Annotated in this window: 8 protein-coding genes and 1 pseudogene; 2 read left to right on the forward strand and 7 right to left on the reverse strand. The window is 71.0% G+C overall.

Going from position 1 to position 11,280, the window contains the following annotated elements:
- Positions 1 to 346: 346 nt before the first annotated feature.
- Positions 347 to 973, reverse strand: a complete 627-nt coding sequence (locus ACWEBX_RS26625; RefSeq protein ID WP_451887337.1) for a hypothetical protein — start codon at positions 971 to 973, stop codon at positions 347 to 349.
- A gap of 542 nt (positions 974 to 1,515) precedes the next feature.
- On the opposite strand from ACWEBX_RS26625, the gene ACWEBX_RS26630 reads away from it, so the two are divergent.
- On the forward strand, positions 1,516 to 2,559 hold the full coding sequence (locus ACWEBX_RS26630; RefSeq protein ID WP_451887338.1) for a lytic polysaccharide monooxygenase auxiliary activity family 9 protein: 1,044 nt from the start codon (positions 1,516 to 1,518) through the stop codon (positions 2,557 to 2,559).
- Positions 2,560 to 2,718: 159 nt separating this feature from the next.
- Here the strand turns inward: ACWEBX_RS26630 and ACWEBX_RS26635 are convergent, their stop codons facing one another.
- Both ACWEBX_RS26635 and ACWEBX_RS26640 read right to left on the reverse strand, forming a co-directional pair.
- Complete coding sequence (locus ACWEBX_RS26635; protein ID WP_451887339.1) at positions 2,719 to 3,579, reverse strand: esterase/lipase family protein; 861 nt, start codon at positions 3,577 to 3,579, stop codon at positions 2,719 to 2,721.
- 170 nt (positions 3,580 to 3,749) lie between these two features.
- Positions 3,750 to 4,196, reverse strand: a complete 447-nt coding sequence (locus ACWEBX_RS26640; RefSeq protein ID WP_355769389.1) for a MarR family winged helix-turn-helix transcriptional regulator — start codon at positions 4,194 to 4,196, stop codon at positions 3,750 to 3,752.
- A 125-nt stretch (positions 4,197 to 4,321) separates the two neighbouring features.
- Between ACWEBX_RS26640 and ACWEBX_RS26645 the strand changes: the two genes are divergently transcribed.
- Positions 4,322 to 4,696 carry a cupin domain-containing protein gene (locus ACWEBX_RS26645; RefSeq protein ID WP_451887340.1) on the forward strand — a complete coding sequence of 125 codons (375 nt, stop codon included), beginning with the start codon at positions 4,322 to 4,324 and terminating at the stop codon, positions 4,694 to 4,696.
- 35 nt (positions 4,697 to 4,731) lie between these two features.
- On the opposite strand, the gene ACWEBX_RS26650 is transcribed toward ACWEBX_RS26645, so the two are convergent.
- The 4 genes and pseudogenes from ACWEBX_RS26650 to ACWEBX_RS26665 all read right to left on the reverse strand — a co-directional run.
- Positions 4,732 to 5,706: a DNA polymerase Y family protein gene (locus ACWEBX_RS26650; RefSeq protein WP_451887341.1), complete on the reverse strand. Its 975-nt coding sequence runs from the start codon at positions 5,704 to 5,706 to the stop codon at positions 4,732 to 4,734.
- Positions 5,703 to 9,437: a DNA polymerase III subunit alpha gene (dnaE, locus tag ACWEBX_RS26655; RefSeq protein ID WP_451887342.1), complete on the reverse strand. Its 3,735-nt coding sequence runs from the start codon at positions 9,435 to 9,437 to the stop codon at positions 5,703 to 5,705. The genes ACWEBX_RS26650 and dnaE overlap by 4 nt, the downstream gene beginning before the upstream one ends.
- Before the next feature lie 231 nt (positions 9,438 to 9,668).
- Positions 9,669 to 10,751 (reverse strand): S1 family peptidase, encoded by a 1,083-nt coding sequence (locus ACWEBX_RS26660; RefSeq protein WP_451887343.1) that lies wholly within the window; start codon positions 10,749 to 10,751, stop codon positions 9,669 to 9,671.
- Positions 10,752 to 11,133: 382 nt separating this feature from the next.
- Positions 11,134 to 11,280: pseudogene (locus ACWEBX_RS26665) on the reverse strand (slipin family protein); the annotation flags it as partial.

Below are 11,280 nucleotides of genomic sequence, written 5' to 3' on the forward strand. Positions count from 1 at the left end.
CAACGACGTTGAACACAGGCGGCATTGAACGAACGTCCGCGCTCCACCGATAGCAGTGCGACGGCGGTCCGGGGGCCGCAGGATCGAACTCCTGAAGCGGTGGCTCCCTGAGAACCAGCGGCAGCGGCCAGCCGGCGCAGGCCACTAATGCGCTGCCGCCCCCGGTGAGGAGAGCAGGGCGGTCCATGCCTGATCCCACGAGAGCTACGGGATCAGAAGGCGCCCGTGCCCGACACGGCGGGAAGCCCACAGCATCTGAACTGGTCGCGGCTGTGGGCTTCTTCGGTGTCACTGGTCAGTTGAACCGGCGACCAGTGACACCGGCTGGTGAGATCGCGCGGAAGGCTCAGGCGGGGATCTGTCCGTCGGTGGCCTGGCGACGGCCTCCGTACGAGGTGACCAGTGCGTCAGCGACGGCCACCGCGTCCGCGTCGGCTACGTCCGCCGGGTACTCCGGCAGGAGGTCGTCCCATACGGGCATCCATGACCCGAACAACTGGGCCTGCCCCTCGGGCCGAGCGAAGAACCAGATGTGCAGGTGCGCGGCTCCGTCCCCGATCCGGTAGACGTGGGCTCGGGAGACATGTGGCAGTGCCTGCACATGGCGGACGAGGTGGGTGGTGAGCACCCCGAGTTCGGCGGCCATTTCATCGGGCAGATCCGCCATGTCGTAGTGGTCTCGGGAGAACAGCATCAGCACCAAAGGCACGCCGACCCCCGTGACCCGGGCCAGTCGCCAGCGCTCGTCGAACCAGATGCCTTCGTCTCGGGCGCGGCACAGGTCGCAGTTCGCCGGATCCTCGCCGTGCCGTTCCGGCTCGGGCAGAGTGGGCGGACGCAGCGGCGCGACGCGAAGTCCCTCAGGTTCGAACGGGCTTATCTCCCAGCCGGTCATCCGCGCCAACGGAAGCCGAAGCTCACCGTCCGCGGCCGAGCGTGCGTGGTCGTAGAACTCATCAGGTCTCAAGGCCATGATCGGAGACTAACGTGGCCCACGGGCGCCCTGACCGTGCCGGACGCGTGCCAGCTCGTGCGGGGAGCCACGGGGGAACAGCGATGCTCAACTCCGCAGACGGAACGCGCCTGCGCCGCTGTAGCGCAGGTCAGCTCCACCACTACCGCTGGATCACCCGAGCTTCCCAAGCTGATGTCCCACCAGAGCGATGGGAGTCCTTGGCCCGGAGAAGGCCGGCGTACGTTCCGGCTTCAGGAGCCGGCGGTCCCGGGGTGCCAAACGGGGAGCCAACCGAGGCGTCCGACGGCGGACGAGCACGGACCGCCGCGGACAGTGGCAGCGCTCGGCGACAGGTCATGCCGGGCTCCCCAACCCCCCTTCCTCAGCCCCCCGTTAGCTCTGCCTTAAAGGCACCATAAGGATCTCCCTCACCCGTCTTCAGCAGGCGATTTCGCGGTTTCTTGGGGCTAGCTTTCTGATCACCCCCCACGGGATCCCCGCACGGAGCGCCCTGCGGGACTCACTCACCCCACGCATCAGGACCGTTCGAGGAGTTCCCCATGTCCGTACGCCGCAAGGCCGCCGGCGTCGCCGTTCTCGGTGTCGCCCCGCTCGCCCTGTCCGCGCTGGCCGCGGTGCCCGCCTCGGCGCACGGCTCGATGGGGGACCCGGTGAGCCGGGTGTCCCAGTGTTACGCGGAAGGGCCGGAAAACCCCAGGTCGGACGCCTGCAAGGCGGCTGTCGCGGCGGGCGGCACCCAGGCGCTCTACGACTGGAACGGCATCCGCATCGGCGACGCGAACGGGCGGCACCAGGAGCTGATCCCGGACGGCAAGCTGTGCAGCGCCGGCAACACCGAGTTCAAGGGGCTCGACCTGGCGCGCTCCGACTGGCCCGCGACGGGCGTGAGCAGTGGCTCGTACACCTTCAAGTACCGGGTGACCGCCCCCCACAAGGGCACGTTCAAGGTGTACATCACGAAGCCGGGCTACGACCCCTCGCAGCCGCTGGGCTGGGGCGATCTCGACCTGGCGCACCCGGTCGCGACGGCCACCGACCCGGTGGCCTCGGGCGGCTTCTACACGTTCTCCGGCGCTTTGCCGGAGCGCTCCGGCAAGCAGCTCCTGTACGTGGTCTGGCAGCGCTCGGACAGTCCGGAAGCCTTCTACTCCTGCTCCGACGTGGCGTTCGGCGGCGCGGGCGGTGGCAAGGGCACGGGCGGTGGCGCTCCCGCGCCGAGCGCCTCGGCGCCCTCCGAGAAGCAGATCGAGGACGGCGGTGACAAGTCGACCGTGGAGCACCACGGCCACGGTGACGACGACGCCGCTACGTCGGCGGAGCCGGCCGCGAGCGCCGACACCGCCGAGGCGGCCGATGACACCGCCGGTACGGCAGAGGACGTCCGGGCCGGCACCGATTCCGCGGACTCCGCGGAGAGCCGGCCGGAGGCCGCCGGTTCGCCCCGGAGCCTCGCCGAGACCGGCGGCGACGCCTCCACCTCGTACATCGCGATCGGCGGGGCCGCCGCGCTCGCACTCGGTGCCGCGGCGCTGTTCGCCTCTGTGCGGCGGCGCGCGACACCGGACAGCCGGCGCGGGCGCTGAACCGCGGACGACTCCGGGGGCTGACCGGCGGCTCAGGTCGGACAGCCCCCGGCGGCGTGGCCCGCCGTCCGCGCTCCGCAGGTGCGGGACGCGGACGGACGGACGATCACGCCGGCGTGCTCGGGCGGACCACCATGGACGAGTGGTCCGCCGAGCCGGTCAGCTGAAGACCGACGCGCAGTTGGTGGTGGACGCGTGCGCCGGGTCGAGCGCGTTCGCCACCTCGTGGTACGCGATCCGGTCGAAGACCCCGATGGCCACGTGCTCGGAGAGGTCGAGCCCGCACAGGTTCTGCAACAGGACGTTGTGGACGTCGGATCCGCTCAGGTACTCCGACTCGTACGGCGTGACCACCTCGTCGTACTTGGTGGCGATGACCGTGTAGTGGACGCCGGGGACGGTGTCGCCACCCTCGTTGAGCTTGGTCATGAACGCGGAGCCGGCGATCTGGTCGGCGAGTCCCGGAGTCGCCGTGGACAGCAGGTCCTCCGCGCCCGGGAAGTACGGGAGCAGTTTGGTGAATCCGTTGAGGGTCGTGCCGTGGTTGTCGGGGGCGAGACCGACGAGGGCGTTCACCTTGGCGGCTCCGCCGAGGAACTTCAGGTAGTAGCGGGGCATCATGCCGCCCTGCGAGTGGCCCACCACGTCGACCTTGGCGGCGCCGGTCGCGGCGAGGACCTTGTCGACGAAGACCTGGAGCTGCGCGGCCGACTTGTCGATGGGGCCGAGGCCGTTGAACAGGGGGACGCCGGGCAGTTGCCCGTAGTCGAGGGAGAAGACGCAGTATCCGCGGCTGGTCAGGTAGGGGGCGAGGGCCAGCCAGTTGTCGATGGAGTTCCCGAAGGTCCCGTGGACGAGGACGACGGGGCGGGGGTGCGCGGTGGACGGCTTGCAGGAGTAGTTGTTCCAGCCACTGCTGGGGGCGGAATCAGCTTGTGCTGTGGCAGCGGGGACGACTGCGACCATGGCGGTCAGGAGCAGCGCGGCCAGGGGTCTGAGCACTCGCTTCCAGGGCAGCATCGGGTGATCTCCTTGCGGCTCAAGGGAGTTGTGGGGGTGTACGCCCAGTGATCCGGATCACGAGGATGCTGTTCACTCGTCAAGTTACGGGCGAGTAGCAGACGTGTGAAGTTACGCGTCAGTAAAAACTTTCAGTGATAACCAGGACGGTCGGCGTCGGTGACCGAGCGTCACCAAGCGGGCCTGATGGGACCGTAGGGCGCGATGCTCGCCAAACGCGTGCACAACGCGCGCATTTCACTCTCGCCCAGCACTTCGGCCCACGCCCGTACGGCATCCGCGGCCGCCTCTTCGGCCGCTCGGGTGCAGGCCCAGCCGAGCTCGGTGAGCACGAGGAGCCGGGCCCGCGCATCGTCGGGGTGCGGCCGCCGCTCCACGTACCCCTTGCGGACGAGCTCCTCGACGAGCTGACTGGCGGCCTGCTTGGTGACCCCCAGATGGGCCGCGACTTCAGTGACGGTCGCCCCGCCCGGCGCGAGCCGCGCGAAGGCGAAGCCGTGCGCGGGCCGGACTCCCTCGAACCCCCGGGCGACCACGCCTTCGTGGATACGTTGCGTCAGCTCGCCGGCGGCGGCGAGCAGGGCGGCGGACAGGGCCATGGCCTCGGAGTTCTGCACGGACGCATTCAAACACCCTTGACTATTCGGTCAAGCTGCTTGACCATTATCTCGAAGCAAGTAGTCAAGCAACTTGACCATATTCCGAGCCCCTGGCCGGACACCCGCCGATTCTGGAGGCACCCGTGCCCGTCGTCCGTTCGTCCGAAGCCGTCGTCCACGAGGTCCACGGCGCCCGTTTCACCTCGTACGCCGCTCCCCGCAGCGGCAGCAAGGAGCTGTGCGCCTGGCGCGCGGAGATCCCCGCGGGTCATCAGGCACCCGTGCACACCGTCAACCGGGAGGAGATCTTCCTTCTCCTCTCCGGGGAACTGCTGGTCACCCTCGACGGCCGCACCGAGCGGATCACCGCGGGCGACACCGTGATCATCACGCCGGGTGCGGTCCTCGGCATCGAGAACCCGACCCAGGAGGCCGCGCTCTCCTGGGTCACCACGTCCATCGGCCTCCGGGCGGAACTGGCCGACGGCACGACCCTCACACCGGCCTGGGCCAACTAGGACCTGTCCGGCACTTCCCGTCTGCCCGGAGTCTCTTACGCGGCCAGCGTCCCCGGGCCGATCACGTGCGGGCCGAACCTCGCCCGCGCCCGGTCGGCGACCTCCTCGATGCGGCGGACCTTCTCGTCGACCGGGTCGAAGGTGAGCTGATGGGAGGCCTGCTCCGCGGGGGTCAGCCCCTCGGCGCGCAGGGCGATCACACGGACCCTGGCTCGCTGGAGGCCGAGCGCCTCGTACATGCGGTACGCGGTGCCGGTCAGCGTCGAGGAGTGGGCGGTCGCCTCCTTGAGGGTGTGGCTGCGGGTGGTCGCGGAGCGGTCGGCGTACCGCACGGTGAGGGTCAGCGTGCGGCAGACCTTCTCCAGGGAGCGCAGTCGGTTGCCGAGCTCCCCGGTCGCGGAGAGTAGCGCCCGGCGATGCCGGTCGGGGTCCAACTCGTCACTCTGGAAGGCTCGTTCGGCGGCCAGGGAGCGTGAGGCGGCGTTCGGTACGACCCGGCCGCGGTCGATGCCGGACGCCTTCTCGCGCAGTTCGCGGCCGGGCCGGACGCCGGTGAGACGCTGAAGGGTGGACAGGGGCGCGGCCGCGACCTTGCCGATGGTGTCGAGGCCGTACTCGCACAGGGTGCGGGCGGTGGCGCCGCCGACGCCGGGCAGCGCGGCGACGGGCCGGCCGGCGAGGAACTCCGTGACGGCGTCCGGCTCTTGGGGCACCACCCGGGGCACGCCGGGCACGGCGTCCCGCAGCGCCATCCGCGCGAGCATCGGTCCGGGCCCGGCGCCGATCACGCAGTCGATCCCGTGCAGGGCGAGGGTCCGCACCCGGATGAGCGAGGCGAACTCGAAGGCACCGAGCCCGAAGTACCGCTCGGCACCCCGCAGATCGAGCAGGGCGCCGTCGGGTGGCAGCGCCTCGACGACAGGGGTGAACTCCTCCAGGATGCCGAGGAGGCGGGGCAGGGCGGCCTCGTACATCGGAGGCAGCGTGAAACGTACACAGAGGATGGTCATCCCGCACTCCCCGGGCTCTGGTGCCACAGCTTCTTTCCACCCGCGGGCCCTTCGCCCGCGGGACGCAGATCGGCCCAGGGGTGCATCTCGTACCCCGTGGGCATCCGGATCGTCCGGCCCCCGGACGGACCACCGTCGCCGGACAGGCCGTCGTCGCCCGACGGGCCACCGTCGCCCGACGGTCCCGGCCGCCGCGATCCCCGCGGACCGCCCGGCTCACCCGACTCCTCCGGCCCGCCCGGCTCCCCCGGCTTTCGCGGTGCGGGTTCGGCCAGTCGCGCCGCCACCACGTCGAGGCCTCCCTCGGCGCGCAGCTCGGCCAGTTCGGCGAGGTTCCAGGCCGCCGCGCCCACCACGCTGATGCTGCGGGGGCCGCGGCGCTGCACCACTCCGCGCACGAGCAGCAGCCAGGAGTGGAAGACGGTATGGGCGCAGGCGTCGTGGGAGTCGTCGAAGAAGGCGAGGTCGACCAGGCCCGTCCCGTCGTCCAGCGTGCTGAAGATGACCCGCTTGCCGGAGCGGATCGGCGGGGTCTGGGTGGCCGCCTTGGCACCCGCGACCAGGACCGTCTCACCGTGCCGCGCCTCACGCAGCCGACGTGCCGTGACCACGCCCAACTCCCCCAGGAACGTGCGGTGGTCGTCCATCAGATTGCGCGAGGCGTCCATCGAGAGCACGCCCAGTTCGGCGCTCAGCCGCTCCGCCGGGGACAGGTCCGGCAGCCCGGCCGAGGCGGTGTTCCGCCCGCCGGACAGCGGGAGTTGGCCACCGCCGGCGCCTCGGGAGCCGCGGTGCAGTTCGGTCAGATGCAGTTGCAGATCACGGCGGTTGGCGCCGAACGCGTCCAGCGCGCCGACCTGCGCGAGCCGTTGGGCGAGCGGCCGGCTGGGCCGGGCCCGTTCCCAGAAGTCGAGCAGCGAGGCGTACGGCTGTCCGTCCGCGATCCGCGCCGCCTCGGCCTCGCTGATGCCGTGCACGTCGGAGAGCGCCAGCCGGACACCCCAGCGACCGGCGGGACCTACGGAACCGTCGACCCCGGACCCGGACCCGGACCCGGACCCGGACCCGGACCCGGACCGGGACCCGGACCCGACCCCGGACCGGGGCTTGGACCTAGGCCCAAGCCCCGACCCCGACCCCGACTCCGCACCCGCACCCGCACCCACATCCACCCCAGACCCCGTCTCGGACCCAGCCTCCAACCCCAACCCACCCACCAGTTCGGACACCAGTTCGATCCGGTGGGCGACCGCCGACCGGTTCACGTCCAGCGGCAGGATCGGCACCCCGCGCCGCCGCGCGTCCGCCAGCAGCAGCCGCTTCGGGTACATCCCGGGGTCGTGCGTGAGCAGCCCCGCGTAGAAGGCGGCCGGATGATGAGCCTTCAGCCACGCCGACTGGTAGGTCGGGACGGCGAAGGCGACGGCGTGCGCCTTGCAGAAGCCGTACGACCCGAAAGCCTCGATGATCTCCCAGGTGCGCGCGATGGTCTCGGCGTCGTACCCCTTCACGGCCGCGTGCTGGGCGAACCAGAACCGGATGCGCCCCTGCGACTCGGGGTCGGAGAGCCCGCGCCGCACCCGGTCCGCCTCGTCCCGTCCGCAGCCGGTCATGATGTCGACGATGTCGATGATCTGCTCGTGGAAGACGACGACTCCGTACGTCTCCTTCAGCGGCTCCTCCAGGTCGGGGTGCGGGTAGCGGACCGGCGCCCGGCCGTGCCGCGCCTCGATGAACGGCCGCACCATGTCGGCGGCGACCGGCCCCGGCCGGAAGAGCGAGATGTCGACGACGAGGTCGTGGAAGGTCGCGGGCTGAAGCCGTCCGACCAGGTCGCGCTGGCCCGGCGACTCGATCTGGAAGCAGCCCAGCGTCTCGGTGGACTGGATCAGCCGGTACGTCGCCGGGTCGCCCGGCGCCACCGCGTCGATGTCCGGCCGGTCCCCCGTGGCCCGCTCCACCTCGGCCACCGCGTGCGCCATCGCGGACTGCATCCGCACACCCAGCACGTCGAGCTTGAGCAGACCGAGGTCCTCGACGTCCTCCTTGTCGAACTGCGACATCGGCAGGCCCTCACCGCTGGTCGGCACGACCGGCGTACGGGCGAGCAGGGAGGCGTCGGAGAGGAGCACCCCGCACGGGTGCATGGCGATACCGCGCGGGAGGGCGTCGAGGGATTCGACGAGGTCCCACAGCTTGCCGTACCTGTCCTTCTCCCCCGCCAGCTCGCGCAGTTCGGGGAGTTCGTCCATGGCCGCGCGGGCGTCACGGGCCCGGATGTGCGGGAAGGCCTTGGCGATCCGGTCGATCTCGGCCGGGTCCAGCGAGAGGGCGGCACCCACATCGCGGACGGCGTGCCGGACGCGGTAGGTCTCGGGCATGGAGACGGTCGCGACCCGCTCGGTGCCGAACCGGCCGATGATCGCGCGGTAGACCTCCAGCCGGCGCGCGGACTCCACGTCGATGTCGATGTCGGGCAGCACCGGACGGCGCTTGGACAGGAAGCGTTCCATCAGCAGCCGGTGCTCGACGGGGTCCGCGTGCGCGATGCCGAGGAGGTGGTTGACCAGGGAGCCGGCCCCGGAGCCGCGTGCCGCGACCCGGATGCCCATCTTCCGCACGTCGTCCACGACCTGAGCGACCGTCAGGAAGTAGGAGGCGAAGTTGTGGTGGGCGATGATGTCCAGCTCGTGGTGCATCCGTTCCCAGTACGCGCGCCGGCCGGCGTAGCCGCGCCGCACCATGCCCGCCGCCGCGCGGGAGGCGAGGACGCGCTGGGCGGTGCGCCGGTCCGCGCCGACGAGCCGCGGTTCGGGAAAGTGCACGCCGCCGATACCGAGGTCGTCCTCGGGGTCGACGCGGCAGGCGGCGGCGGTGGCCCGGGTCTGTTCGAGCAGCCGGTGCGCGGTGTCACGGCGGTAGCCCGCCGCCTCGACGATCCGTTCGGCGGCGGCCAGCATGGCGGCCTCGTCCTTGAGCCAGGCCTCGCCGGAGTCCAGCTCACGCCGGGGGTCGACGGGGACGAGCCTGCGGGCGGCGTCCAGGACGTCGGCGACCGGGCCGAGACCCGCGTCGGCGTACCGGACGGCGTTGCTGAGCACGGGACGCACCCGCTGCTCGGCGGCGAAGCCGACCATGCGGGCGGCCAGACGCAGGGAGCCGGGGCCGGTGCCCTGACGGCCGTGCCAGACGGCTTCGAGGCGCAGGGCGTCGCCGTAGATCTCCCGCCAGGGCGCGAGCAGCGCGGCCGCGCGGTCGGGGCGGCCCGCGGCGAGTGCGCGGCCGACGTCGGAGCCGGGGCCGAGCAGTACGGTCAGGCCTTCGGCGTGGTTGTCCGACCAGGGCAGCAGCGGGGGGCCGTCCGTCTTGCCGCCCGCATGCGTCGCCGTGACGATTCTGCAGAGGTCGGCCCAGCCGGCGGCGCCGTCCCGGGCGAGGAAGGTCGCCCGGGGTGTCGACTCATCGATGAAGGCACCGCCGCGCACCGGAGTGCGGCGCCGCTCCCCCCGTACGGGCTCCCCGACCGCCAGGTCCACGCCGAACAGCGGGCGGATGCCCGCCTTCGCGCAGGCCTTGGCGAACCGGACCGAGCCCGCGAGGGTGTCCCGGTCGGTGAGCGCGAGGGCGTCCATGTCCCGCTCGGCAGCGCGCTCGGCGAGTCGCCCCGGGTGCGAGGCCCCGTACCGCAGGGAGAACCCGGAGGCGGTGTGCAGATGCGTGAATCCCGGCACGCACACCTCCCGACCTGTGAGCCTTTACCAGCTCTCGAACACCTGTTCCCAATTACCCCACCCCCACCATAGACCAATTCTCGAACACTTGTACGACATCCGCTCGGCCCCGGCCCCACCTGCGCAAACACCGGCCGGGAAACCCGAGAGCCCCGCCCCCGCGACACGCGCGGGGACGGGGCTCGGCCTTCTCGGGGAGGCCTGGACGGGAAGGCCGGGACGGGAAGGCCGTCAGCCGATCTGGGCTCCGAAGGCCGAGAGCGCCTCGGGCACCGGCTGGAAGAACGTCTCGCCGCCCGCGGTGCAGTCACCGCTGCCGCCGGAGGTGAGACCGATGGCGGTGTCGCCGGAGAAGAGCGAGCCGCCGCTGTCGCCGGGCTCCGCGCAGACGTCGGTCTGGATGAGACCGTTGACGACATCGCCGTTGCCGTAGTTCACGGTGGCGTCCAGGCCCTTGACCGTGCCGTCGTGCACATGGGTCGTGGAGCCGCTGCGGGTCACCTTCATGCCGACGGTGGCGTCGCCCGCCTTGGTGATGGGCTGCGTGGAACCGTTGTAGAGGTCGACCTCGCTCGGGTGGTCCGTGGTCGCCGTGTACTTGACCAGGCCGAAGTCGTTGTCGGGGAAGCTGGACTGCTCGTTCGTGCCGATCTCCTTGCCGTCGGAGTCCGACCAGGTGGAGATCTCCGCGGTGCAGTGCCCGGCGGTGATGAAGTACGGCTGCCCGCCCTTGACCACGTTGAAGCCGAGCGAACAGCGCCCGCCGGAACCGCTGATGGCGTCACCACCGGCGATGAAGGGTTTGAACTCTCCCTTCGTCCGCTTGAGTTCGGCCTTGGCGCCGAGACCGTCGACGACCTTGGCGAGTCTGGCCCACTCGGCGTCGGAGACCGTGCGGTCGGCGGTGACGACGACCTGGTTGGTCTGCGGGTCGGTCGCCCAGGACGTACCGGGGATGGTCGCGTCCTTCTTGAGCGTGGTGCGGGCGCCGGCCAGCTCGGCGAGGGAGTTCTCGACGATCCTGGCCCTCGCGCCCGCGGCTGTGACGGTTTCGGCCGCGGCCTTGTCGAGCACGTTGACGACGAGGTGCCGGGACTTCGCGTCGTAATACGTTCCCGCGGCGTCGGCGCCCAGGTCCTCGCCGAGGTCCGAGGCGAGCTTTCCGGCCGCCGTGACGGAGAGAGTGTGCGGAGCGGGACTCTTCGGGACCTCGCTCGCGTTCGCAGTCTGGAAGGTGACTCCGGCGACGACCAGTGCGGCGATGCCCGCACCCGTCATGAGGGCATGCCTCTTCGATACGCGTCGGTGCTTCAACTCACGTCCTCCTGTGGGGGGTCGGTCCGGGCGGTTGTGGGGACCTCCGGGACCTGAAGGCGTACGACAGGGGCGCTGAGCACGGTGGAAAAGTCCGTACCGTCGCGTCCATGCCAGTTGTCCCTCGAACCACTATTCCGAGACGCACAGGGAACACACAAGGTCGACTTCAGGACTCCTGTACGACAACAGCCGTACGCGCTCTACGCTCTGACTGTCCGTGGTCACGCCCGCGGATTCGCACCGCAAACACTGCGCCTCCATCACACCGTCACGATCGACGGGGCCCGGGCCTGTCTTGATATCGCTCCCAGGTGGAGCGATTCCAGGAAGGCTCGCCCGTACGGCGGTTGCATCCGCACCGGTTACTCCGCCCGGTGGACTACTCGGACTCGGTCGGCCGTTGTCCCGACTGGGCCCGTTCCAGGAAGCGCAGCAGTTCGACCGGGAAGGGCAGGACGAGGGTGGAGTTCTTCTCGGCGGCGACGGCCACCACTGTCTGCAGCAGGCGCAGTTGGAGTGCGGCCGG

It is taken from the genome of Streptomyces sp. NPDC005070 (assembly GCF_053600395.1).

What these genes read in the sequence shown, in the direction of transcription:
- ACWEBX_RS26635 (WP_451887339.1), bottom strand. Translation starts at nt 3,579, where the DNA reads ATGCTGCCCTGGAAGCGAGTGCTCAGACCCCTGGCCGCGCTGCTCCTG.
- ACWEBX_RS26630 (WP_451887338.1), top strand. Translation starts at nt 1,516, where the DNA reads ATGTCCGTACGCCGCAAGGCCGCCGGCGTCGCCGTTCTCGGTGTCGCC.
- ACWEBX_RS26650 (WP_451887341.1), bottom strand. Translation starts at nt 5,706, where the DNA reads ATGACCATCCTCTGTGTACGTTTCACGCTGCCTCCGATGTACGAGGCC.
- ACWEBX_RS26625 (WP_451887337.1), bottom strand. Translation starts at nt 973, where the DNA reads ATGGCCTTGAGACCTGATGAGTTCTACGACCACGCACGCTCGGCCGCG.